Origin of the sequence: Serratia sp. CY81684, assembly GCF_052166595.1 — a bacterium.
Classification (GTDB): domain Bacteria; phylum Pseudomonadota; class Gammaproteobacteria; order Enterobacterales; family Enterobacteriaceae; genus Serratia; species Serratia nematodiphila.
Window position 1 is genome coordinate 189,223 of record NZ_JBJNOO010000001.1, and the last position, 23,671, is coordinate 212,893.

Sequence of the window (23,671 nt, forward strand, 5' to 3'; positions counted from 1 at the left end):
ATGTCAGACCTCGGCGGCGCGTGCGCGCTCTTCCCGTCGGACATCGCCGTTGACCGGCACGCCGGTCTCCAGCGCCGCCGCCACCAAAATGGCGTAGGCTTCATCCAGATCTTCACGCGTGTGTTCACTGGTCACGCTGATGCGTAAGCGGGCGTCACCCACGCTGACGCCCGGGAAGACCACGGTCTGGCAGAATAGCCCGCGCGCCCGGACGGCACGGCCGAACAGCAGCGTTTTGGCGTCGTCGCCCACCACCACCGGAATGATGGCCGAGTCGGAATGCTCAAGGTCAAAACCGGCGTTAAGCAGCAGCGTGCGGAAGTAGTAGATGTTGTCCCACAGCTTGGCCAGTCGCTCGGGTTCACGCAGCATCACGTCGATGGAGGCGATCACGCCGGCGGCGACTGCGGCGGGGATGGTGGCGGCGAAAACATAGGAGTTGGAGTAGAAACGCAGGTATTCGACCACTTCGCCATCGGCGCAAACGAAGCCGCCTAACCCCGACAGCGCCTTGCTCATGGTGCCCAGCTCGAGATCTACCCGGCCTTTCATATTGAAGTGTTCCGCCGTGCCCGAGCCGGTTTTGCCCAAGACGCCGGTCGCGTGCGCGTCGTCGACCAATACGCGTGCGCCGTAGCGTTCGGCCAGCTTCATCAGGCGCGGCAGATCGACGATATCGCCGTGCATACTGAAAACGCCATCGGTGACGATCAGCTTGCCGCCGGGGTGATCGGCGTATTTGGCCAGCGATTTCTCAAGGCTGGTCAAAGAGTGGTCATAAATTTTCCGCTGCGCGCCCGCCAACTTGCAGCCGTCCTGGATGCTCATGTGGTTGATGGCGTCGGTGAACACCAGGTCGTGTCGGCTGGTCAGAGCCGAGATGCATCCCAGGTTGGCCGAGTAGCCGGACGGATAGACGATGCAGTCTTCGCGCCCTTTGAGCTTGGCCAGTTTGCGCTCCAATTCCAGATGCAGCACGTTGCTGCCGGCGATGATGCGGCATCCGGTATTGGTGGCGCCGTACAGGCCGGCGGCGTCCTGGATGGCGTGGATCACTTCCGGATGGTTCGACAATCCCAGATAGCTGTTGGAGCCGAACATCAGAAATTCGCGGCTTTTGCCGGTGACCTCGTCGAACATGACCGCGCGGTTTTTGCACGGCGTTTCAAGCGGCATGCCGTACCAGTAAAGCTGACGCTGTTTTTTATCGCGATAAAAAGCGCCGAACTCACGCGTTTTATGGAACAAATCTGGGTGCTCGATGCCGACGAAGTCCCGCATGGTGCGCGGATCGCCGAGCTCATCGCGCGCGTCCGGCGACGCGGGCGCCTTGGTGGGCTGCGGCGCAGCGGACGCGGCGGTGTGCTGGCCAAAGCGGCTGAACCACGCTTCGCCCTGTTCCTGAAGCAGCCGCGCCGCCAGGTTGTGCTCCAGCTCAGCCAACGTGCGGCACTCCGCCAGCGCTGCGTTATCGTCCAGGCCCAGCGTTTTGAGCAGCTCGTTGCGCGCCATCACCACCGCGACGGAGTCGATGCCCAGGTCGCCTTCGATGGCGGCGTCGGGGGGCAGATCACGCACTTCATATCCGCTGTGGGTGGCGAACACCTGGCGCACGAGAGCGCTCAACCAGGCCTGAGGCGTCTCGGGGGCCGGTTGCGCGGCGGCGTTCGGCGTCGGCAGCGTGAAACCGCGCTGCAAAATACCGTCGAGCGCATCCTGAATGGTTTTGATCTCCTGGATCTCCAGCGGCGTATTTAATTGAAACTGACGGTTCAGCACCATGGCAATTTCCGCCAGCGCGATGGAGTCGACGCCCAAATCGTTTTCCAGATGGCTGGTCAGGGCCAGTGCCGACGGTTCATACTCGGTCAGCCGGGCGAAGGTGTGCAGCACCGACTGCCGGACGGCTTCATGCGCGTTTGCGGCGCTATCGACGGCGTGAACGCTCATGCGACACCCCCTGCGGCGACTTGCGCTTGCAACCGTTGCACCAGCGCGACCATCGCCTGCACCGAGGCGAAGTTCGCCGGATGGATCTCATGCATGCCGATGGCGACATGAGACTCCTGACGCAGAAAATCCACCAGATCGAAAATGGAGGCGGAATCGACGACGTTCAGTTCAAACAGCGGGGTTTGAGCGTTCAGGCCGTCGTGATCGCCATCCAGATACTGGGTGGCGATATGCTGGATCAATTTGCTTTCTAACATTGCGAGCTCCCGTTGCTAACTGGTTATTTTTCGCCGACGATCAGGGTGCGTGGGCCGGCAATTTTCATGATGCGCGCGTTGCTGAACCCCGCCAGACGGAATCTGTCCAGGTATTCCTGCGCGCTGCTCTCTATGCCACCGTCGGTGGAGACCAGCATGTTCAGCGACAGCAGGGCGGTAAATTCCGGCCCTGATTTGTCTTCGTTCAGCGGCGTTTCGGAAGCGATGAAGCGGCCGCCGGCCGGCATCGCCCGATAGATGTTGCGCAGGATGGTCAGTTGGGTTTCCGGGGCGTAGTCGTGCAGCATCCATCCCAGGTGGATCAGGTCATAGCCGCCGATCGGCAGATCGCCGCTGATGACATCGCCCTCCACGACGTCAATGCGTTCGCCATAGCCTTGCAGCGTCAGCTTGTCGCGCAAAAACGCCGAGGCCTGCGGCAGTTCGCAGATCGCCAGTGCGATCCCCGGATAAGCGTCGGCGATCGCCATCGGCAGGCTGCCGATCCCGCTGCCGATATCCAAAAACGCACGGTGTTGCGAGAAGTCGTAATCGCGAACAAAGCCGGCGATAAAGGGCGCGGCGAATTTACCGAGAAACTCCTGGAAGTCCGCCACGTCGTCCGGATTTTGGTACAGGATGTCGAACCAACTGCGGTCATCGCCGAATACCGTGCGGCGCTGGTGGGCATCGTTTCGCACCGCCGTTTTCAGCTCGCCCCACAGCGGATACAGGAAGGTATCGATGTGGCGGCCCAGCCATCCCAGCCACTGCGGTTCGTCGCTCAACAGAAAAGCACGGTGGGCGGCGGGCAGATGATAAAGGCCGTCTCGTTGGTCGAGATACCCCATGGCCCGCAGCGCGATGAGCAACTGCTCGGTCGAACGCGCCGGGCAGTCAAGCCGCGCGGCGATGTGCGCCGCGTCGGCGTCCCGATCGCGCAGCTGATCGAACAGCTTCAGCGCCAGCGCGGCGGTCAGCGCCTTGGCCTGGAAAAAGCCCATCATCTGATTGACGGCATCTTGCTTGGTTAAAGGCATTGCTGGCTCCCTAGTCTAAAAAGGTGGAGAGTTCCTCGCACACCGTGGCAAAGGCGCCGACGAAACGGTCGATCTCGGCTTTGCTGATGATGAGCGGGGGTTGAATACGGATCACCGTCGAGCTGTTGGCGGTAATGAAGGTCAGGATCTTGTGGTCCTGGCACAGCTTGGTGACGAATTTCATGCAGAACATTTCGCCGAGCGCCTGTTCCATGCGATCCATCGCCGCCCGCAGATGGGCTTGCACCGGATCGGGCAAGAATTTCCAGGTGGTGTGCCAATCGCCCGGCAGCCGGGTGGCGAATTCGCGGGCGGAGGCGTTGACCGCGCCGGTGAACGCCTGGTCGAACTGGATCCCCAGCATCAGGCCGCGGCCGCGCACCTCGCTGACGAACGGATAGCGGGCGGCGATCTCGTTCAGTGCCTGCTTAAAGTAGGCGCCCATCCGTTCGGCATGGCCGACCAAATCCTGCGCCAGGATCTCGCGCAGCGCGCTGAGGGCAACGACCGAGGCGAGGTTGCCGCCGCCGTAGGTGGAGCTGTGCACCAGGAAGCGATCCGCCGTGCCATAGGCTTTTTGCCAAAGATCGGCTCGGCACAGCGTGGCGCCGATGGGGATCAGGCCGCCGGACAGGGATTTCGACAGCATCAGCACGTCCGGCTCGATACCGTCCCATTCGCAGGCGAAAAGTTTGCCGGTGCGCCCAAGCCCGGTTTGCACTTCGTCCACCATCAGCAGCACGCCGGTCTCGCGGCAGAGCTGCTGCACCGCCTGCAGGTAACCGGCGGGCGGGATATGCACGCCGCCTTCGCCCTGGATCGGTTCGATCATCAGCGCGCCGACGTCTTCACGGTTCAGCGCTTCCCGCAGCGCGGCGAGATCGCCGAACGGCACTTCCACCATCGCGTCCAGCAGCGGTGTGAAATAGCGGCGGTGTTTGTCTCGTCCGGTGATGGACAACGCGCCCAGCGTTTTACCGTGGTAACTGTTGCGCAGATAGGCGATGCCCGGCTTGCCCGTCGAGGCCTTGGCGATCTTCATCGCGGCCTCGACGGCTTCGGTGCCGGAGTTGCTGAAGAACACCCGGCCCATGTTGCCCGGCGCCAGACGACAGAGCACTTCGGCCAGCTTGGCGGTCTGTTCGGGAATGGAAATGTATTGAATGAAGTTGGGGCCTTGAGCGTCGAGGTAGTTTTTCAGCGCGTTGACCACTGGCTGCGGGTTGTGGCCCAGGTTTAGGCACCCGTAGCCCGCCACCATGTCCAGGAAAACCTCGCCCGCATCGTCATACAACTGGGTGCCGGCGGCGCTGCGGAAAACGTTGTCGCAGCGCTGCAACTTGAGGAAGTCCACCATCATGGGGTTGATGTATTGATGATAGCGGTCGAGGGTGTCTTCCCTGGCCGGCGTTTGGGCGATGACCGCGTCGATAAACGCCAGGCGCGATGCGGGCAACGCCGCATCAGCCGGTTCCCCGGCATAGATGTCATGGTGGTAGTAGCGCTTGAGATTGGTCACGCTCTGCCGATCGATGCGCTCGCCGTACGAGGCCAGCGGATAGGCGAAGAACCCGTGGCGCTCGGCGATTTCACCGATCTCCAGCACTTTTTCCGGCGCCAGATAGCGCCCCAGCGAAAAGTTTTCCCGCCGGTTTTCCAGTGCCAGCACAATGGTTTCCGCCATGCAGCCGTTCAATTGTTGCTTGATGGTGACGTTGAGCGATTCTCCACCCAACTTGACGGCATCGGTGGCGGTGACGCAGCCGCCGTCGATGATCAGAATGTCATCCCGCGCCGGGCGCGTTTCCGAAGCGATATCGCGCGGCAGCGCCACGTCGATGAAGATCGAGCCGGGTTGCAGTCTGGCGGGGTCGATCACGCCGCCGGCGGAGGTCGCGGCGGCAAACAGTTTGCAGCGCGGGTAGAGATCTTCGGGATCGCTGGTCAGGGTGACGCGCGAGTGATACTCCTCGGGCAAATGGCTGAGCAGTTCGCTGCGATCATGGTTGCCGGCGCGGTGCAGCAAATGGAGAGAGAAACCGTGCGCCAGCAGCAGACGGCTTAGCGCCAGGCAGATCGATCCCGGATAGCCGACGATGGCGACGGGTTCCTCCTCCGGGCGGATTTCCAGCCAGGACTGGATCTGCATCAAGGCCTTGTAGCCGGCGTAGGTGGTCAGCGAGTTGCCGGAGGTGACCGGCACCGGCGACTTTTCCGCAGTGGCTTCGCCGCGTCGCCCAACGATAGAGGTAAAACCGCCGAGACCGACCAGTTCGGCGCCATCGCCGGCCAGCTCTTCGATGCCTTGGACCACCCTGGCGGCGATACCGCGTGCGTCGGCCAGCATTTCATCCGCCACCAGCGGCATGTATTTGATCACCCCTTCGCAAGTGGCGCCGGTCGCCGAGGTGATCCTGGCGAAGTTCATAAAGGGAACCAGGTTTTGTCGTTCCCACAGTTCACGCGTATAGCCGCTGTGCTGCTCGGTCGAGTTGCGTTGCAGCAGATCGAGCATTTTGACGTAACGTTTCAACCCCAGCGAGGTGGGATGAGCGATGAATCCGAATTTCATGAGGTGGCTTCCTGTGTAGGATCTTGGTCGAAGGCGGTGCTGGTCGATTCGGGCTGTTGGGCCGCCCAGGCTTTGCGCTCCTGCAGGGCGTCGTGGTCGCTCGGATCGCGCTGCCAGCCTTTGGCGGTGGCCAGCGAGATACCGTCGCCTTCATTGTTGTGCCCCAGCACCACGGAGAACAGATTGAGTCGGTGCGGCGTGGTCAGCGCCTGGCGAATGACGTCTTCGTCGAAATGCGTAAGCGTTTTGCTCTGGATATGGAAGTTATTGACCGTTTGTTCGACGTCCGGCTGTTCGACGTTCACCAACCGCATTTGTCGTGAGGTGCGGTTGAACAGAATGCGTTCCTGATAGGTATTGATGACGGACAGCCCGCCGTTGCATAAATAGAAGACGGTGATGCTTTTATTCAGCAACTGCGGATGGGTAAGAATGTTGTCGATAAAAGCCGGCAGGATGTCCGGTACGATCCCTTTAGCGCCGTCGCCGATAAACGCCATCACGTGGCTTGGGCTGGTGTAAGCCAGGTAGCCGGTGGCCAGCAGAGCGTCGCCCATCAGGGCGCGGCCATACCAGCCGGAAAAGCCGCGGCGCGTTTTGGCGACGTTGCGCGCGGCGGAGATGCCGCACCGGCCGACGTCATATACGCCGGTAAAATCGAACCCCTCCGTTTCGATCAGCTCTTCAATCACTCGGTTCAACTGGCAGAAGAAGTAGTTAGCCGACATGGGCAGACTGGGAAGCTGGCTGACCACGTCGGAAGGCGAATCGAGATAGGCGGCGATCAGCGCGCGGCGTCTTTCCCGCAATGCCGGTTCGACGTCGAGATGCGCTTTCACCGTGCGCAGGAACGCCAGACAGTTCATGTGCAGGTGCAGATCGGCATAGGGCGACAGATGGCGCTCATCGTGCGTGAGCTGCACCAGGTGAACCTTGCGCTCCAGCCTGCCGTCGGAGAAGGGGGTGGTGATCTGAGCGACGCGGCTTTTGATCATAAACAGGCTCTGCTCGCTCATGGCGTTGAGCTTGTCGTTGGTGTGCAGGAAGTTGTAGACGCGCGGGCTGTAGCCGTAAATCGCCAGGGTGCCCAGGTAGTGGGGATTGCGCCGACCCTGATAATATTTCGGCGCCGAGCCTGGATGGGCCAACGAGTCCACCAGGGCGATGCCGGCGGCGTCGGCGATGTCATGGATCAGGGCGTATTCGTCGTCGCTGACCGGGCCCAGCTGCCACACCAGCCGTTCCGGCCCGCGGTTGATCAGCGCTATCGCCTGTGCCAGGCTTTCGCTCATCGGCAGCGGATCGTCCGCCGACAGAACCGGGATCGGCGAGGGATCGCAGACGGCGCCCTCCAGCGACAGGGTCGACTCCAGCACGTTTTGCGTCGCCAGAATCACCACCGGCCCCTGGCCTTGATGATAAAGGCGGAAGGCTTCCGTCAAACCGGTGCCGATCGTTTCGACGTCATCGATATAAACGAACGGGATGCGGCGGGCGACGAGCACTTCACGCATGTCTTCCGTCGGCGTCAGCGTTCCCTGGAAGCTGTACCATTGATTGCCGCGGTTTTCCGCCGCGACGATGATGCCCTGGGCGGCGGTTTCCTTGAGGTTGGCCAGCGTACCCTTGAATTCATCCATCATCCCGGAGGTCACTACGCCGAGGAACGGCATGCGATACAGCTGCCAGTTGGCCATGGCGCCGCAGGCGATGGCGTGTTCGTTAGGGCCGCGCAGGATCAGCGCGCCGCGCGCCTCCGCATGCCGATCCAGATAGCCGATCAGATTGGAGATGATCGACCCGGTGTAATAGGACACCAGCCAGCGTTCGGCGGCGGTACGCTCGAAAAATTGAATCAGCTGCTCACCCAGCGTATTGTGCAGCGCCAGCGCGCCGATCGGCTTGACCCGGCGGTTGGTGTAGTTCATCTCGAAGAAGTCCATCCACAGGCACAACAGCTCGGTTTGGAAGATCGCCGGATCTTCGCTGCGCACGATTTCGCGGTATTGCTGCGGCAGGTAGCGGAAGGGCGATCGCAGCTGGCGAATGAACGCAACGGTGGAGAAGGTGGTGTAAAACGCGGGAATGCCGCTGCGCTGCAAGGCGCTGTAAAAGGCGTCCAGATCGCGATCGATCTGTTCGATGCTGTCATCGACGCCGGCCGGCGAGGTCTGATCGTAGAACAGCATGCCCAAATGAAATTCGGGACGCTGTTCCAGCGCATGGGTATAGATGATCTTGCCGGTGGCTTCGGCCAGGCTGGCGCATTGGATGATGCGAACGTTGATAGCCTTGTTTTGGCCTTTGAGAAAGTGCAGCGCCTTTTCGCGCGCGGCCAGATAAAGCGAGTCCGCCGCCAGATCCAACAGTTTCAGCGGCATCTCGGACTGGATATGCACGCGGTTGAAAACATAATCGCGGATATCGTTCAGTACGCTGAGCCCGGTTTGGAAAAACACCGGGTTGCGCGTCACCACCACCACGCCGACCGTCAGGGTGTCGGGATCTGCGTCGGTGCGGCAGGCCTGGCGCTCCGCTTGCCACACTTGCTCGTAGGCGGCGGAGTTGGTGAGTCTTGCTTGTCCTGTCAGGGTCGTCATGATGAGTTCCTTGTGCAGCCAAAATGGAGTGACGGCTTCAGCCAGGCGGGCAAATTCGGCACGACAAAGCCCGCGACGGTCTCTGCAGGCGGCGGTTGCCGCGCGCATCACCTTCGTTGAATTGTGCTGTTTTCAGGCGGATGGTTTACCTTCGCCGGATGTGGTGCTGACTAGCCATCGGCACGTTCTCCGCGTTGAATAATGACCGTCCCGCTGTCGCCGTCGAGAATCAAGGTGTCGCCGCTGTTGATCAGCTGGGTGGCGTTCTTGAGATTGACCGCCGCGGGGATGCCGAATTCGCGTGCGACGATGCAGCTGTGGGACAGCGCGGAGCCGATATCGGTGACGATGCCCGCCGCCAGCGCGAAGAGCGGGGTCCAGCTGGCGTCGGTAAAGCGCGCCACCAGGATTTCGTTGGGCTGCAGCTCGCCGGCCTGCGCCAGCAGATCGGTGATGACGCGCGCCTTCGCCACCACTTTGCCGGGGCTGGCCGCCAGGCCGGACAGCATGCCGGCGGCGTTTTCCGCCGTGGGGGCTTTCATCCTGGGCTGATACCCCCCGACGATCGCCATCGGCGGCTCTTCCGCATGCAGGTTCAGCAGATGCTGGTGGCGATTGCGCTCGATCAGATCGGCGGCGAACGCCTCCTGCGCCGACTGTTCCCCCGCCATAAACGCGCGGAAGCGCTCGAAGTCCACATAGGGCAGATCGGCCTGTTTGACCAGGCCTTGCGCCTCCAGGCGCCGCAGGACTTCCAACATGATGCGGCGGTAGAACCAGGTTTCGGTGACGAAGGTTGGCCGGGTCGCTTCGCGGCGTTCGGCCATCACGCCATACAGTTTGGTGATGAACTTCAGCTTCATCCGGCCAAACCAGGGCATCGCTTTAAGCAGCGTCGCGCTGTCTTCATGGCGCAGCCGCTCTGTTTCCCGCAGTTTCGTGTGCAGATCCACCGGATGTTGCAGATACATTTTCATCACTTGCAGCAGGTAGCTGGGATCGTCGTTCCAGCGCGGAAGACTCAATTCGAACTCCTGGCGGCCACGGGCGCCGAACTCGAACAGGAAGGCGCTGAAGTCGCTTTGCCAGAAGGCGCGCGATTCGGGATCGGTGGGCAGGACGGTGACCAGTTCCTGTGCGCTGTGTCGCTCGAACAGGGCCTTCAACGCCGGTTGACGATTGACCGTCTCCACCAGGCTGAGAATGCCCAGCGTGACTTCGATGGTGCGCAGGTTGTTCATCGACGCCTTGATGCGATTTTGCAATCCGTTGCCGCGGCCTTTGAGGTAACGTTCGCAGGTCAGCGCCAGCGCATCGTAGAGCGCGAACGACTGAAGGAAGAAGGGCATATAGGCGGCGCAGCTGTCGAGGAAGTAACCGTCGATGCGGCTGAGTTCCCGCTCCAGCTCCTGATGCGTCATGGTGGTCAGATCCAGCGCCAGAAAGCGGCGCGTCTCGCGCTGGCGCAGGGCGATCATGGCATCGACGGTCGCGCCGGCGCTGCGCAGGTTATGCCTCTGTTGTTTCAGCCAATGCCAGGCGCTCTTGAGATAGGCCCATCCCTGTACGCCGGGGCCATAGGGGTTTTTGTACCCGCTGAAATCGATATCGGCGGTGGCGTAGCGGGTCGTGAACTTCATTTCGTCGCGGGTGGGCGGGCATTGGCGGAGCATGTAGGCCGATCCGGAGATATTCAGATAGACGTAGCCTTGCAAATACCCCATATAAATCTGCCAATCGCCGATATCCGCCAGCCCCATGGTTTTGATCGCCGGGCCATGAATATGCTTTTGGTAGAACTGGCAAAACGACAGCCCCAGCGGCGTCATCAAGCCGGTGACGATCTCGCCGGTGTCCATTCGGGAGAAAAAGGCCCGTTCCTTGATCGCCGGATCGCTTTCCCACGGGTTGGCGTAAAGCATCTGAACCGGTTTGGCCTGCGTGGTGATCGGCCGCGCCTGCAGGAGCCACACGCGATCGTCTTTCACCGCCCATTCGATATCCAGTTCCGCGCCGTAAATCATCCGCGTTTGCCTGGCCAGCCTGGCAAGCTGTTGCAGCTGTTCCGGGGTTAGGCTGGGGGCGTCTCGCCTGGCTTCAGGCGTTTGCAGCAGCGCGACCCGTCCCTGCGGATCGCGTTGGCAATAGTGCGGTTTGTGACGAATTTGCCGCTCGCGGATCTCGCCGCTCGCCTTATCCAAAATGAAGCTGTCGGTGGTGACCTGTCCGGAGACCACGCCTTCACCCAGCCCCCAGCAGCTGTCGATGACGATGTGGTTGGCATCGCCTGTCAGCGGATCTTGGGTAAACATGACGCCGGCGGCGTCTGCATCCACCATGATTTGCAAGACGACGGCGATATCGCTCTGCGCCGCCGATGTCCGGCTATACTGGGCGGCGCGTTCCGCCCAGAGCGACGCCCAGCAGGATTGCACCTTGCGCACCACCTCGTCATCCCCGCGCACGTGCAGGTAAGTGTCGTATTGCCCGGCGAAAGAGTGGGTCAGGCCGTCTTCTTCCAGCGCCGAAGAGCGCACGGCGAGCGAGGCGCCGTCGCCCAACTGTTTGCAGGCGTGACGGATCGCCAGATCGAGCGGGGCGGGGATGGCGGCGCTCAAAATCATATCGCGCACGTTGCCCGGCGCGCCCGTGTCGAGCAGCGCTCCCGGCACGGCGAATTCGATAAACTGCCGGTAAGCCTGCGCGGTGATGCAAAACGCCGGCGGCACCGGCAAGCCCGCCTGAATCAAATGATTCAACGAATGGGCTTTGCCGCCCAGGCGATGGGGTTCCAGCGTTTTATCGCCGGAAAGTTCAACCACCAGGGTAGGATTCATGACATCACCTCCGCAGGCGTAACGGGCATTGCGAGGCGTTCTCTCACCGCTTTGGCGGCGTTCAACCCGGCTAACACCGCGCTTTCGATATTGCCGATGCCCACGCTGTCCTGATTGGCGAAGTGAATATTCTCAAACGGCCTGCTGGCCTGGTGAAACACGCCCTGAGCCTGTTGTCCGGCGACCGAGGTCACCAGACCCGCGGGCCAGAACCAGATTTGAATGTCTTCAATGATGTCGGCGTCAATGCCCATGTTGCCCAGCACTTTGGCGATTTCGACATAGGTCTGTTGCTGCAGCGCCGGGAACTCGTTCTGCGCGGTGCGGCCTTGCCGCTCTGGGCGAGTGGTCGGTTTGAGCAGGGTTAATACCCCGGCTTCCGCGCTGAGGTGATTGTCCATCCAATTGGCGATCAGGCAGGTGCCGGCTTTGCTCCAATAGTAAGGTGTGCGGGTGTTTTCCGGCTCGATCAGATAGCCGCCGAACGAGTGTTCGAGGATCGGTTTTTTCAACAGCACGTTCGCCAGGTAGTAATCTTCATGGCGGATCTGACGGATCGCCGCCAATTGCTCTTTGGGCAGGGTGGGCAACCAGGTGGGCACATGCGTTTTGGGGGCAGCCCAGATCACTTGTTTGGCTCTGATTTCGCTGGCCGCGCCATTGACGCTGAACCGGATCACCGTTTCGTCGCCGCCGGGTGTGATGCTTTGAAGCTGTACGCGGCTTTGCAGCCTGACGTTGTTTTGCTCCTCAAGATAGTCGAGCAGCCCGGCGCTGATGCTGCCGTTACCGCCCGGCAGCGTGACCAGATTGCCGCGTAAATACCCCACCAGGAAGTGCAATCCGACATAGGCGGAGACTTCGCGAATATCGAGACATTCCACGCGCAGCGTGGTGCTGACGGCATTCTCTACCAGCTTGCCGAATTTTCTCGGTGGCCGCAGATCCGCCGGGATCTGATCCAGTTTGTGCGGTTCGAACAGATAAGTGTACAGCGGGATAGTGTCGAGCAGCGCCATATTCGCCTTGCTCCAGGCGCTCTGCGGCGTCCAGGGCAGGCTGGGGTACCGCTCGCCGCGCGGCGAGAAGGTATCGAGGAAGGCGTACAGATCGGCAAAGATCGGATCGCCCAGCTGTTTTGCCGCGATAACATAAGGTTTACCGATCAAGGCATGCAGGAATAGTTGTCCCGTCAGGCGCCAGACGGCGGGTTTCAGCAGGTAGACCGGCTGTTTGAGAAAACCAACGACGACTTCACCCAGGCATCGGAGCAGCAAGAAGGTGTCGAAAAACACCAGCGTGTCCTTTTCATTGGACTTGTAGGCGCCGCTCAGACCGATTTTCTTCAGCAGTTGCAACATGAACGAACCCGGCAATGGCTCCTGGAAGCAGACGCCGGCGATGGGAAACTTCAGGCGATTCACCGCGCGGTAGCGCGCGTTGCCGCCAAAGGAAGCGCTTTTTTCCAGCACCAGAACCCGGCGTTCGGTCAGTTCGCTGGCCGCGGCCAAACCGGAGACGCCGCCGCCGATGATCACCACGTCATACTCGCCGTCCAGCGTGGGGGTTACCGAGCCGGCTGACGCCGGCGTGGGCGTGGAAAAGTCGCGCGTGGGGAACGTGCGCGGCTTGGGTTTGCGGTGGTGTTGCTGCCGCAGCATGTACAGCGCCGCCAGCGCGAAAATCGCATCGAGCAATATGACCTGCGGCTGGGCGCGGTGCAGGATCGTGACAAATCCCGCCATCATCAGCAGCTGGCAGTAGATGATCAATGGCGTCCAACGCGGGTTGAACATCAAGACCGCACCGGAGGCAAACAGCGCCACGCCGATCAGCGCGTTAACCGCTGTACCCTGCGCCGCCAGCCAAGCCGTCGCCCCGGCGTACCAGGTGCCCTGGTTCGCCACGGCTGCCTGCTGCAGAATATCGGCGACGTTTTCCAACTGAGGGAAGGCTTTCGCCAGGCCGGCCAACATATAGAGCACGGCAAAAACGCGTTGAACGATCATCATGCGCCTCCCCGCAGACCCAGCTTGCGGGCGACAATTTCTTTTTGTATCTCGTTGGTGCCGGAGAAGATCCGGCTGGGGATCACGTTCAGCAAGTGGCGCACCAGACCGAGTTCTTGATCCATGCCGGCTCCGCCGAAGATTTGAATCGCGTCCAGCGCGGACTGCACGGCATATTCGGAAATCAACAGTTTGCTCATGGCGATGTCGATCTCGGCGTCCTGGCCCCGATCGTGTTTCCAACAGGCGCGGTAGAGCATTAGCCGACACTGTTCCAGACGCAGTTTCATCTCGATGATGCGGTTGGAGACGGACTGAAATTGGCCGATCGCTTTGCCGAATTGTCGGCGTTGTTTGGCATAGTCCAGCGCGCTGTCGAGCACGCGCTCCATTGCACCGATAAACAGAGCCGACAGGCAGCCCTTTTCCCAGATCATTGAATCGTGGAAGATGGCGCCGCCGGCGCCCGGCATGCCGAGCCGTTGGGCCTCTGGAATGAAGACGTCGTTGAAGGTCAGTTCGCTCCACGGGCAGTTGGAGAGGCAATCTTTCGGGCTGACGGCGCCTACGTTTAAGCCTGGCATCCCTTTCTCGAGCACAAATGCGGACACGCCCATAAAGCCATGTTCGGGATGGGTTTTCGCATAGACGATGAAGATGTCGGCAATCGGCGCGTTGGTGATGAAAATTTTGTTTCCGTTGAGCCGGTAGCCGCCTTCACAGGGTTGAGCGGTTGATTTCATGGCATAAATATCGGAACCGGCGTCCGGCTCCGTCGCCGCATTCGCCGCGATCAGTTTTCCGGCCGCCAACGCTTCGAGATACTGCGCTTTTAATGCCTCGGAACCGAAGCGGGAAAGCGGGATCACGCAGGCGCACAGATGGGCGCAGAGCGAAAAGGACATGCCGATGTCGCGGCTGCCTTTACCCAGCGCCTCAATCATCAGCGCAGTATCGAGCGCGCTCATGCCCAATCCGCCGAACGCGGTCGCCACGGGGGCTCGGGTAAAACCATAGGCGGCGGCTTGTCGCCACAAATCCAGGCTTAATACCTGCCGTGAAAGCCGATCATGCGCATCCTGATCCAGCACCTCGCGGGCAAAACGCTGAGCGGATTCGCTTAGAGCCTGCTGCTCGCTTGATAAGTTAAAATCCATGACGAACTCCGCCATCGGGTTGAGAGATTAAATTAGCTAATATTTCTAGTTTGGAGGTGGCCAAAACTCAAACAGGCGCAGTAATGGCAAATGTAAATAAATGTTTATTTATGTGGTCTATTATTACAATTTTGTTAACTTGTGTTTTTATTTTGTTGTTTTAATTGTGTTTTATTTTGTGTTATTTATACACAAAAATTTACATATAATAAAAATCTTAATTTGATCAAATTTTAATAGGTTAGATTGTCTATTGTTTTTTGATGAATACTTTGCAAGTGAAGTATCTATCTTTTGGCTGTGGCTATCGGTTTCTCATCGCTATCGACGGTAGGGCGTTGAGACTTGGTGAGTGGCGGAAAGCGGCTTAAGATAGGAGGTGAGCAGGAGCATTCCGGAGGAAAAAATGAATATTAGCGACGTCGCGAAAAAGACCGGGTTAACCAGCAAGACGATTCGTTTTTACGAGGAGAAAGCGCTGATTACCGCCCCGATCCGCAGCGATAACGGTTATCGCCATTATTCCGCCAGGCACGTTGAAGAGCTGACGCTGCTGCGCCAGGCGCGGCAGGTGGGCTTCAACCTGGACGAGTGCCGTGAGCTGGTGGCGTTGTTCAACGATCCGGCCCGCCACAGCGCCGACGTGAAGGCGCGCACGCTGCAGAAGGTGGCGGAGATCGAAAGGCACATCAGCGAACTGAGCGAAATGCGCCAACGCCTGTTGACGCTGGCGGAACAATGTCCGGGCGACGAGGGGGCGGAGTGCCCCATCATCAATAATCTGGCGGGATGCTGTCGTTCGAATTAACGGCTGATGGCGCGGATCACCAGCGTGACCCCTTCCACCGCCACCACTTCCACTTCGGTGCCGGCAGGCAGATCTTCCGCCGCCTGCGCGCGCCAGCTGCTGTCGCCGATATTGATGCGCCCCATGCCGTTGTGCATCGGTTCCGTCAGCGTGGCGCGGGTGCCGATCAGCTGGCGGTTGCGCTGGTTGAGCACCGGCGACCCGCCGGATGCGGCCGACGGGCGCCGGCGCAGCCAGTACCACCACAGGTAAGCGACGACGACGGTTAGGACGGCGAAGATCACGCCTTGCCATTCCCAGGAAAGCGGTGGCAGCAGCCAGATCAAGGCGCCGACCAACAGCGCCGCCACGCCGCTCCACAGCAGGTAGCCGCCGGCGCCGAGCATTTCCGCCGCCAGCAACACGCCCCCGAGGGAGAGCCAGAACCACAGCGGATTCGCCGCGATCAGTTCGAGCATGATTATTTGCCTTTGCTTTCTTTCAGCAGTTCGGTAATGCCGCCGATCGAGCCGAGCAGGCTGCTGGCGTCCAGCGGCATCATCACCACTTTGCTGTTGTTGGAGGAACCGATCTTCTGCAGCGCGTCGGTGTATTTCTGCGCCACGAAGTAGTTCACCGCCTGAATGTTGCCGCTGGCGATGGCGTCGGACACCAGCTGGGTGGCGCGCGCCTCGGCCTCGGCGGCGCGCTCACGCGCTTCCGCCTGCAGGAACGCCGACTGGCGTTCGCCCTCGGCCTTCAGGATTTGCGATTGTTTCTCACCCTCGGCGCGCAGAATGGCCGCCTGGCGCACCCCTTCCGCCTCCAGGATGTCGGCGCGCTTGGTTCGCTCGGCCTTCATCTGGGCGTTCATCGAGGCGATCAGTTCCGCCGGTGGGCGCACGTCGCGGATCTCGATACGGGTGATCTTCACCCCCCAAGGGTTGGTCGCTTCATCGACGATGTGCAGCAGGCGGCTGTTGATGCTGTCGCGCTGCGACAGCATTTCGTCCAGCTCCATCGAGCCGAGCACGGTGCGGAAGTTGGTCATGGTCAGGTTGACGATCGCCTGTTCGAGGTTGCTGACCTCGTAGGCGGCGCGCGCCGGATCGACCACCTGGATAAAGCACACCGCATCGATGGCCACGTTGGCGTTATCGCGGGAAATCACTTCCTGCGAAGGGATGTCCAGAACCTGCTCCATCATATTGATTTTACGGCCGATGCGGTCCATGAACGGCACCACCAGGTTCAGGCCCGGCATCAGCGTTTTGGTGTAGCGGCCGAAGCGTTCTACCGTCCATTGGAACCCCTGCGGCACAATTTTGACGCCGGCGAACACCACAATCAGCGCGACGACGATCACGATGGGAATAAAAGTAAGCATGCAAACCTCCTGTCAGACATATGTAAACAGATATTACGCCAGCTCAGGAAAAATGCCTACCGATACCGCGACTTAATCCAGGGCGTTGGTGATTCCGCCATAAGCGGAGCCGCTGTTCCGAACAGGAAGAAAAACGTTATTGAAATAAGTCTGGCACAGTTGGCGGATAAGTATGCCTAAATGGCATGATTTCAATAATTTTTATTCATTTCATGATGTTGCTCGCCTTGGCTAGAGTAAAAACACCCCCGTGTTTACCGTCAAAAATTTGTCATTTTTATTTGCGACTATGCTTTTTGAAATGACATTTCGGCCAAGGATTGTTATGGATTCGCTCAGTGTTGATGAACTCGCCCAGAAGAAAGACCGCTGGTATCGCATTGTAGAGGAGATGCTGGCCGAAGCCGGCGTCGCCATCAACGGCCCGCGCGCCTGGGATATCCGGGTGCATAACCCGGCGCTGTTCAAACGCATTTTGCAGGAAGGCTCGCTCGGCTTCGGCGAGAGCTATATGGACGGCTGGTGGGAATGCGAACGGCTGGACATGCTGTTTACCCGCATTCTGCAGGCCGGCGTCGATGAGCGGCTGCCGAAAAGCCTGAGCGACATCGCGCGCATCGCCTATGCCCGGCTGTTCAACCGCCAATCGCGCAAGCGCGCCTGGCAGGTGGGCAAAGAGCATTACGACATCGGCAACGACCTGTTCCGGGCGATGCTCGATCCTTACATGCAATACTCCTGCGGCTACTGGAAAGAAGCGCAAACGCTGGAGCAGGCGCAGCAGGCCAAGCTCAGGATGATCTGCGAAAAACTGCAGCTGAAACCGGGCATGACGCTGCTGGATATCGGCTGCGGCTGGGGCGGGCTGGCGCAGTTTGCGGCGCAAAACTACGGCGTCTCGGTGCACGGCGTGACCATTTCAGCCGAGCAGCAGAAGCTGGCGCAGGCACGCTGCGCCGGGCTGGACGTCGAGATCTTGCTGCAGGATTACCGCGATCTGGATCTTCAGTTCGATCGCATCGTGTCGGTCGGCATGTTCGAGCACGTCGGGCCGAAAAACTACGAGACCTATTTCAGCGTCGCGGCGCGTAACCTGAAGCCCGACGGCCTGTTTTTGCTGCACACCATCGGTTCCAATCAAACCGACCTTAACGTCGACGCCTGGATAGACAAATACATCTTCCCCAACGGCTGTCTGCCTTCGGTGCGGCATATCGCCGAGGCCAGCGAAGGGCGTTTCGTGATGGAGGATTGGCACAACTTCGGCGCCGATTACGATCGCACGCTGATGGCCTGGCTGGAGAATTTCAAACGGGCGTGGCCGGAATTGGCGGGCGGTTATTCCGAGCGCTTCGAGCGCATGTTCACTTATTACCTGAACGCCTGCGCCGGCGCGTTTCGTTCGCGCAACATTCAGCTGTGGCAGGTGTTGTTCAGCCCGGCAGGCGTGGAGGGCGGGGTGAGGGTCTATCGTTGATATCCCTTCGTCTTTTCCGCCGCATCGTTGTTGGCTGCACGTTCGATCCCCTGGTCACTTAGTTATCTAAGCTCCCAGGGCTTCTCACGTTTGCCGCCTGGATGCAGCTTCAGGTATGACGGATATCAGTACAGCAGGGAGTACAGCTGGCGGCGATATTTAGCGGCCAGCGCGTCGCCGGTGCCGAGTGCGGCCAGAATGTCCATCAGGGTCTTGCGCGCGTTGCCGTTGGCGGCGGCCAGATCTTTCTTCAGATGCCCCATCAGCAGTTCCAGCGCTTCTTCGTTACGCCCGACCTGATGCAGTTGCAGCGCCAGCTGCACCGCCAGCTCGACGTTGTCCGGCTCTTGCTGCACCTGCTGTTGCAGCTGTTGGATTTCCGGCGTGTCCGCTGCCTGCTTCAACAGTTCAATCTGCGCCACCAGGCCTTGATAGCGCGTATCGCGATCCTGCAGCGGGATAGTCGCTAGCACCGCTTCGGCATCTTCGCTGCGGCTGAGGGCGATCTGGGTTTCGGCCAGCGTCAGACCGATGTCGCTGCGCTGCTGGCTGCTCTGCCAGGCGTCTTTCAGCAGCGGCAGCGCTTCGGCGGCGTTGCCGGCGGCCAGCAATTCTTGCGCCTGCGCCAGTTTCAGATCTTCTTCCTTCGGCAGGAAACGCTGCAGCAGGTCACGGATCGCTTCTTCCGGCTGCGGGCCCTGGAAGCCGTCGACCGGCTGGCCGTCTTTAAACAGGTAGACCGTCGGAATGGAACGCAGCCCGAACTGGGAGGCGATCATCTGCTCGGCGTCGCAGTCCACCTTGGCCAGAATGAACTGACCGGCGTATTCCGCCGCCAGCTTGTCCAGCACCGGCGTGAGCTGCAGGCAGTGTTGGCTGCGCTCGGACCAGAAGTAGAACAGCACCGGAATGGACATCGACTGTTCCAGCGTCTGGTGCAGGTTAGTTTCGTTAATATCAACAACAGCTTGAGCTAGCATCTTTTTTCTCTCTGATCGTGCGGAGCCATGGGGTGTAAATGGGGGCGCGCCGCCATTCTTCAACCCCGTCGGGCGAATTAAGCGTTGCTGCGCAGCAGCCAATCCAGACAGCGGCCCGGCAAAATGCGGCGCAGCACGCTCATCGCGTGCGCCAGCAGGGTGACCGGATAGCGCAGTTTGGCGCGTGGGCTTTCCAGCGCGTGGCGCAGTTTGGGTAGAATGGCCTCCGGCGGCAGCGTCAGGCGCTTGGCGATGCCGGGGTTGTGCACCGGCTTGTCGCTCTGCGCCTGGTTGACGTTCTGGCTAAAGTGGGTGGAGATCGGCCCCGGTTCGATCAGGCTGACCTGAATGCCGCTGCCGTGCAGCTCCATACGCAGCGCGTCCGACCAGGCTTCCAGCGCGAACTTGCTGGCGGCGTAGGCGCCGCGCCCGGCGCTGGAGACCAGACCCATCACCGAGCTGGTCTGAATGATGCGCCCTTCGCCGTGCGGCAACATCGCCGGCAACAGCAGCTGGGTTAGCTGGTGGGTGCCGAACAGGTTGGTGGCGAACTGCCGCTCCAGCTGGCTGCGCGAAATGCGGCTGAGCGGGCCGTAAACGCCGAACCCCCCGTTATTGAACAGGCCGTACAGGCGGCCGTCGGTCAGCGCGATCACCTCGGCGGCGGCGCGCTCGACGCTGGCGCTGTCGTCCAGATCCAGCTCGATGCCTTCCAGCCCGAGCTGGCGCATGTTTTCCACGTCCTGCGGCTTACGGCAGGCGGCCAGCACCCGGTAGCCGCGGTTGCGCAGATCCTGCGCCGCAATCAATCCAATCCCGCTGGAACAGCCGGTTATCAATACCGCTTTTTGCATAACTTTACCTAGTGTACGACCCTAATTTAGTGAGACTCATGCTTTACTAGCGGTTCCAGGCGCTCCGCCATCCAGGTGGCGATAAACGGCTGAGCGTCCCCATTGGGGTGCAATCCGTCATCCTGCATCCATTCCGGCTTCACCACCACCTGTTCCATATAGAACGGCAGCAGCGGAATGTTGAACTGCTTGGCCAGCGCCGGGTAGACGGCGCTGAACGCCTCGGTGTAGCGGCGGCCGTAGTTCGGCGGGATGCGGATCTGCATCAACAGCGGCTGCGCGCCGGCCTGCTGCACCCGCGTGATGATTTGGCCGAGATCGCGCTGTACGTCCTGCGCCGGGAAGCCGCGCAGGCCGTCGTTGGCGCCCAGTTCGATCAGCACCCAGCGCGGCTGATGCTGTTTCAGCAGCGCGGGCAGACGCGCCAGCCCCTGCGCGGCGGTGTCGCCGCTGATGCTGGCGTTGACCAGCTGCGGTGCGCCCGGTTTTTTCTGCCACTGTTCGGCCAACAGCGTCGGCCAGGCCCGCTCGATCGGCAGGCGATAGCCGGCGCTTAAACTGTCGCCCAAAATCAATAAGGTATCGGCGGCGGCAGCGCGTAAACTGAATAATCCCAACAGCAAAAGGAAGGGAAGATGCCAGCGGAAAACGTTCTTGAAGTTCATCATCTTAGTAAACACGTTGGTCAGGGTGAGCATCAGCTCACCATCCTTACCGGAGTCGAGCTGCTTGTCAAACCCGCACAGACGATCGCCCTGATCGGCGAATCCGGATCGGGCAAGTCGACCTTACTGGGCATATTGGCCGGGCTGGATGACGGCAGCGAAGGCGAAGTGCGGCTGCTGGGCGAGTCGCTGACCGGGCTGGACGAAGAGGGGCGCGCCGCGTTGCGCGCCAGGAACGTCGGCTTCGTGTTTCAGTCGTTCATGTTGGTGCCGACGCTGAACGCGCTGGAGAACGTGCAGCTGCCGGCGCTGCTGCGCGGCGAGAGCGACAGGCAGAGTCGCGAGCAGGCGGTGCAGTTACTGGAACAGCTGGGGTTGGGCAAACGTCTCGATCACCTGCCGGCGCAGCTGTCCGGCGGCGAGCAGCAGCGCGTGGCGCTGGCGCGCGCCTTCAGCGGCCGGCCGCGGGTGCTGTTCGCCGATGAACCGACCGGCAACCTCGATCGTCAGACCGGCGATCGCATCGCCGACCTGCTGTTCTCTCTCAACCGCGATTTCGACACCACCCTGATCCTGGTGACCCACGATGAAACCCTGGCGGCGCGCTGCCAGCGGCGGCTGCGGCTGCGTGAAGGCAAGCTGTGGGAGGAAGCATGATCTGGCGCTGGTTCTGGCGCGAATGGCGCTCGCCGTCGTTGCTGATCGTGTGGCTGGCGCTGACGCTCTCCGTCGCCTGCGTGCTGGCGCTGGGCAGCATCAGCGATCGCATGGACAAAGGGCTCAGCCAGCAGAGCCGCGATTTTATCGCCGGCGATCGGGTGCTGCGCAGCGCGCATCCGGTGCCGGAAGGCTGGCTATTGGACGCGCAGCAGCAGGGGCTGACGGTGAGCCGTCAGCTGTCGTTCACCACCATGACCTATGCCGGCGAGCGGCCGCAACTGGCGGACGTGAAAGCCACCGATCTGACCTATCCGCTGTACGGCAAGCTGGAAACGCGCCCGGCCAACATCAAACCCGAACCGGGCAGCGTGCTGGTGGCGCCGCGCTTGCTGGCGCTGCTGAACGTGAAAGTGGGGGATTTGCTGGAGGTGGGCGACACTACGCTGCGCATCGCCGGTGAAATCATTCAGGAGCCGGATGCCGGCTTCAATCCGTTCCAGACCGCGCCGCGCATCATGATCAACCTGGCGGACGTCGATAAGACCGGCGCGGTGCAGCCGGGTAGCCGCCTGACTTACCGCTACATGTTCGCCGGCGCCGAGCCGGATATTCAGCGTTACGAGGAACGGCTGGCGCCGCAGTTGACGCCGGATCAGCGCTGGTTCGGGCTGCAGGAATCCGGCAGCGCGCTCGGCAAGTCGCTGCAGCGATCCCAACAGTTCCTGCTGCTGTCGGCCCTGCTGACGCTGCTGTTGTCGATCGCCGCCGTGGCGGTGGCGATGAGCCACTATTGCCGCAGCCGTTACGATCTGATCGCGGTGCTGAAAACCCTCGGCGCCGGGCGCGGCGCGCTGCGCAAATTGATCGTCGGCCAGTGGTTGGCGGTGATGGCGCTGGCGGCGGCGTGCGGCGGAGCGATCGGGCTGGCGTTTGAAGCGTTGCTGATCCGCCTGCTGAAGCCGGTATTACCGGCTGCGTTGCCTGCCGCCGGCGCCTGGCCGTGGCTGTGGGCGCTCGGCGCGCTGGTGCTGATCTCGCTGCTGGTCGGGCTGCGGCCGTATCGCCAGCTGCTGGCCACCCAGCCGCTGCGGGTGCTGCGCCGCGACGTGACGGCCAACGTCTGGCCGCTGCGCTACTTCCTGCCGGTGACGGCGGCGATCGTGGTGGCGCTGTTGGTGGCGCTGATGGGGGCCAGCACGCTGCTGTGGGCGATCCTGGCCGGTATGGCGGTGCTGGCGCTGCTGCTGGGCGGCATCGGCTGGGGCAGCCTGCTGTTGCTGCGCCGCATCACGCTCAAGAGCCTGGCGCTGCGGCTGGCGGTCAACCGCCTGCTGCACCAGCCGTGGGTGACCATCAGCCAACTGGCGGCGTTCTCGCTGTCGTTCATGTTGCTGGCGCTGCTGTTGGTACTGCGCGGCGATCTGCTCGAACGCTGGCAGCAACAGCTGCCGCCGGACAGCCCGAACTATTTCCTGCTCAACATGACCGAGGCGCAGGTGCCGCAGGTGAAAACCTTCCTGCAGCAGCACCAGATCAAGCCGGAAACTTATTACCCGATCGTCCGGGTGCGCCTGACCGAGATAAACCAGCAGGTGGCGACCGAGCGGGTGCATGAAGACGATCCGGGCGGCGAGGCGGTGAACCGTGAGCTGAACCTGACCTGGTTGGCCGATCTGCCGGATCACAATCCGCTGGTGGCGGGCAATTGGCCGCCGAAAACCGGTGAGGTTTCGATGGATGAAGGCATCGCCGGGCGGCTGAAGATCAAGCTGGGCGACACGCTGACCTTCAGCGGCGATACCCAGGCGTTCAGCGCCAAAGTCACCAGCCTGCGCCAGGTGGATTGGGAAAGCCTGAAGCCGAACTTTTACTTTATCTTCCCGCCGGGCGCATTGGACGGCCAGCCGCAGACCTGGCTCACCAGCTTCCGCTACGACGGTGACGGCCAGATGCTGACCCTGCTCAATCGCCAGTTCCCGACGCTCAGCCTGCTGGACATCGGCGCGATCCTGAAACAGGTCGGCGGCGTGCTGCAACAGGTCAGCCGCGCGCTGGAGGTGATGGTGGTGCTGGTGGTGCTGTGTGGCGGCCTATTGCTGCTGGCGCAGGTGCAGGTCGGCATGCGTCAGCGGCGGCAGGAGTTGGTGGTGTACCGCACGCTGGGGGCCGGCAAACGGCTGCTGCGCCGCACGCTGTGGTGCGAGTTTGCTCTGCTGGGGTTGGTGGCGGGCATCGCGGCGGCGGTGGGGGCCGAGGCGGCGCTGTGGCTGCTGCAGAGCCGGGTGTTTGACTTCCCGTGGACGCCGACGCCGGTGCTGTGGTGGGCGCTGCCGCTGGCCAGCGCGCTGCTGCTGTCGCTGTGCGGCGGCTGGCTGGGCGTGCGCCTGCTGCGCGGCAAGGCGCTGTTCCGCAGTTATGAGGGGTGATGTTGGCTTA

17 protein-coding genes are annotated in these 23,671 nt (G+C 61.3%); 4 read left to right on the top strand and 13 right to left on the bottom strand.

What is annotated here, in order from left to right; all coding sequences use genetic code 11:
* Positions 1 to 3 precede the first annotated feature (3 nt).
* From ACJ8QF_RS00905 to ACJ8QF_RS00940, 8 genes are all read right to left on the bottom strand, one after another.
* The gene (locus tag ACJ8QF_RS00905; protein WP_171403096.1) at positions 4 to 1,950 is read right to left on the bottom strand and encodes an aminotransferase class I/II-fold pyridoxal phosphate-dependent enzyme; all 1,947 of its coding nucleotides are present in this window, start codon (positions 1,948 to 1,950) and stop codon (positions 4 to 6) included.
* A complete protein-coding gene (locus ACJ8QF_RS00910) occupies positions 1,947 to 2,210 on the bottom strand; it encodes an acyl carrier protein (protein ID WP_004940224.1) in 264 nt (87 codons plus the stop codon). The genes ACJ8QF_RS00905 and ACJ8QF_RS00910 overlap by 4 nt, the downstream gene beginning before the upstream one ends.
* Positions 2,211 to 2,233: 23 nt before the next feature.
* Positions 2,234 to 3,250, bottom strand: coding sequence for a methyltransferase (locus ACJ8QF_RS00915; protein WP_004940222.1), 1,017 nt, complete (start codon positions 3,248 to 3,250; stop codon positions 2,234 to 2,236).
* Positions 3,251 to 3,260: 10 nt separating this feature from the next.
* The gene (locus ACJ8QF_RS00920) at positions 3,261 to 5,822 is read right to left on the bottom strand and encodes an aminotransferase class III-fold pyridoxal phosphate-dependent enzyme (RefSeq protein WP_442537194.1); all 2,562 of its coding nucleotides are present in this window, start codon (positions 5,820 to 5,822) and stop codon (positions 3,261 to 3,263) included.
* A complete protein-coding gene (locus ACJ8QF_RS00925; RefSeq protein ID WP_442537195.1) occupies positions 5,819 to 8,422 on the bottom strand; it encodes a biosynthesis protein PigD in 2,604 nt (867 codons plus the stop codon). The genes ACJ8QF_RS00920 and ACJ8QF_RS00925 overlap by 4 nt, the downstream gene beginning before the upstream one ends.
* A 170-nt stretch (positions 8,423 to 8,592) precedes the next feature.
* Complete coding sequence (locus ACJ8QF_RS00930) at positions 8,593 to 11,259, bottom strand: PEP/pyruvate-binding domain-containing protein (protein ID WP_442537196.1); 2,667 nt, start codon at positions 11,257 to 11,259, stop codon at positions 8,593 to 8,595.
* A complete protein-coding gene (locus ACJ8QF_RS00935; protein ID WP_257214258.1) occupies positions 11,256 to 13,271 on the bottom strand; it encodes an FAD-dependent oxidoreductase in 2,016 nt (671 codons plus the stop codon). Before ACJ8QF_RS00935 ends, ACJ8QF_RS00930 begins: the two co-directional genes overlap by 4 nt.
* Complete coding sequence (locus ACJ8QF_RS00940) at positions 13,268 to 14,440, bottom strand: acyl-CoA dehydrogenase family protein (protein WP_346593717.1); 1,173 nt, start codon at positions 14,438 to 14,440, stop codon at positions 13,268 to 13,270. The genes ACJ8QF_RS00935 and ACJ8QF_RS00940 overlap by 4 nt, the downstream gene beginning before the upstream one ends.
* A 391-nt stretch (positions 14,441 to 14,831) precedes the next feature.
* Here ACJ8QF_RS00940 and cueR point away from each other — a divergent pair, with 391 nt between their 5' ends.
* Entirely contained in the window at positions 14,832 to 15,233 is a 402-nt protein-coding gene (cueR, locus tag ACJ8QF_RS00945; RefSeq protein ID WP_442537197.1) for a Cu(I)-responsive transcriptional regulator, read from the top strand.
* On the opposite strand, the gene ACJ8QF_RS00950 is transcribed toward cueR, so the two are convergent.
* Positions 15,230 to 15,691, bottom strand: coding sequence for an NfeD family protein (locus tag ACJ8QF_RS00950; protein ID WP_442537198.1), 462 nt, complete (start codon positions 15,689 to 15,691; stop codon positions 15,230 to 15,232). The two genes, cueR and ACJ8QF_RS00950, sit on opposite strands and share 4 nt — an antisense overlap.
* 2 nt (positions 15,692 to 15,693) lie before the next feature.
* Positions 15,694 to 16,599, bottom strand: a complete 906-nt coding sequence (locus ACJ8QF_RS00955) for an SPFH domain-containing protein (RefSeq protein ID WP_004940203.1) — start codon at positions 16,597 to 16,599, stop codon at positions 15,694 to 15,696.
* Between the two features lie 325 nt (positions 16,600 to 16,924).
* On the opposite strand from ACJ8QF_RS00955, the gene cfa reads away from it, so the two are divergent.
* Positions 16,925 to 18,076: a cyclopropane fatty acyl phospholipid synthase gene (gene cfa, locus ACJ8QF_RS00960; RefSeq protein WP_004940200.1), complete on the top strand. Its 1,152-nt coding sequence runs from the start codon at positions 16,925 to 16,927 to the stop codon at positions 18,074 to 18,076.
* A gap of 125 nt (positions 18,077 to 18,201) precedes the next feature.
* On the opposite strand, the gene ACJ8QF_RS00965 is transcribed toward cfa, so the two are convergent.
* The 3 genes from ACJ8QF_RS00965 to tesA all read right to left on the bottom strand — a co-directional run bounded on the left by ACJ8QF_RS00965 (position 18,202) and on the right by tesA (position 20,575).
* A complete protein-coding gene (locus ACJ8QF_RS00965) occupies positions 18,202 to 19,056 on the bottom strand; it encodes a co-chaperone YbbN (RefSeq protein WP_004940198.1) in 855 nt (284 codons plus the stop codon).
* A 77-nt stretch (positions 19,057 to 19,133) separates the two neighbouring features.
* Positions 19,134 to 19,910 carry an SDR family oxidoreductase gene (locus ACJ8QF_RS00970; RefSeq protein ID WP_004940195.1) on the bottom strand — a complete coding sequence of 259 codons (777 nt, stop codon included), beginning with the start codon at positions 19,908 to 19,910 and terminating at the stop codon, positions 19,134 to 19,136.
* Between the two features lie 26 nt (positions 19,911 to 19,936).
* Positions 19,937 to 20,575: a multifunctional acyl-CoA thioesterase I/protease I/lysophospholipase L1 gene (gene tesA, locus ACJ8QF_RS00975; protein ID WP_161545168.1), complete on the bottom strand. Its 639-nt coding sequence runs from the start codon at positions 20,573 to 20,575 to the stop codon at positions 19,937 to 19,939.
* On the opposite strand from tesA, the gene ybbA reads away from it, so the two are divergent.
* The gene (ybbA, locus tag ACJ8QF_RS00980) at positions 20,546 to 21,232 is read left to right on the top strand and encodes a putative ABC transporter ATP-binding protein YbbA (protein ID WP_442537199.1); all 687 of its coding nucleotides are present in this window, start codon (positions 20,546 to 20,548) and stop codon (positions 21,230 to 21,232) included. The genes tesA and ybbA overlap by 30 nt on opposite strands.
* A complete protein-coding gene (gene ybbP / locus ACJ8QF_RS00985) occupies positions 21,229 to 23,661 on the top strand; it encodes a putative ABC transporter permease subunit YbbP (protein ID WP_442537200.1) in 2,433 nt (810 codons plus the stop codon). The genes ybbA and ybbP overlap by 4 nt, the downstream gene beginning before the upstream one ends.
* Positions 23,662 to 23,671: the final 10 nt, after the last annotated feature.

Bases quoted from the DNA above. Each gene is read 5' to 3' on its own strand.
- ACJ8QF_RS00905 (WP_171403096.1), bottom strand. From the start codon at position 1,950: ATGAGCGTTCACGCCGTCGATAGCGCCGCAAACGCGCATGAAGCCGTC.
- ACJ8QF_RS00910 (WP_004940224.1), bottom strand. From the start codon at position 2,210: ATGTTAGAAAGCAAATTGATCCAGCATATCGCCACCCAGTATCTGGAT.
- ACJ8QF_RS00915 (WP_004940222.1), bottom strand. From the start codon at position 3,250: ATGCCTTTAACCAAGCAAGATGCCGTCAATCAGATGATGGGCTTTTTC.
- ACJ8QF_RS00920 (WP_442537194.1), bottom strand. From the start codon at position 5,822: ATGAAATTCGGATTCATCGCTCATCCCACCTCGCTGGGGTTGAAACGT.
- ACJ8QF_RS00925 (WP_442537195.1), bottom strand. From the start codon at position 8,422: ATGACGACCCTGACAGGACAAGCAAGACTCACCAACTCCGCCGCCTAC.
- ACJ8QF_RS00930 (WP_442537196.1), bottom strand. From the start codon at position 11,259: ATGAATCCTACCCTGGTGGTTGAACTTTCCGGCGATAAAACGCTGGAA.
- ACJ8QF_RS00935 (WP_257214258.1), bottom strand. From the start codon at position 13,271: ATGATGATCGTTCAACGCGTTTTTGCCGTGCTCTATATGTTGGCCGGC.
- ACJ8QF_RS00940 (WP_346593717.1), bottom strand. From the start codon at position 14,440: ATGGCGGAGTTCGTCATGGATTTTAACTTATCAAGCGAGCAGCAGGCT.
- cueR (WP_442537197.1), top strand. From the start codon at position 14,832: ATGAATATTAGCGACGTCGCGAAAAAGACCGGGTTAACCAGCAAGACG.
- ACJ8QF_RS00950 (WP_442537198.1), bottom strand. From the start codon at position 15,691: ATGCTCGAACTGATCGCGGCGAATCCGCTGTGGTTCTGGCTCTCCCTC.
- ACJ8QF_RS00955 (WP_004940203.1), bottom strand. From the start codon at position 16,599: ATGCTTACTTTTATTCCCATCGTGATCGTCGTCGCGCTGATTGTGGTG.
- cfa (WP_004940200.1), top strand. From the start codon at position 16,925: ATGGATTCGCTCAGTGTTGATGAACTCGCCCAGAAGAAAGACCGCTGG.
- ACJ8QF_RS00965 (WP_004940198.1), bottom strand. From the start codon at position 19,056: ATGCTAGCTCAAGCTGTTGTTGATATTAACGAAACTAACCTGCACCAG.
- ACJ8QF_RS00970 (WP_004940195.1), bottom strand. From the start codon at position 19,910: ATGCAAAAAGCGGTATTGATAACCGGCTGTTCCAGCGGGATTGGATTG.
- ybbA (WP_442537199.1), top strand. From the start codon at position 20,546: ATGCCAGCGGAAAACGTTCTTGAAGTTCATCATCTTAGTAAACACGTT.
- tesA (WP_161545168.1), bottom strand. From the start codon at position 20,575: ATGAACTTCAAGAACGTTTTCCGCTGGCATCTTCCCTTCCTTTTGCTG.
- ybbP (WP_442537200.1), top strand. From the start codon at position 21,229: ATGATCTGGCGCTGGTTCTGGCGCGAATGGCGCTCGCCGTCGTTGCTG.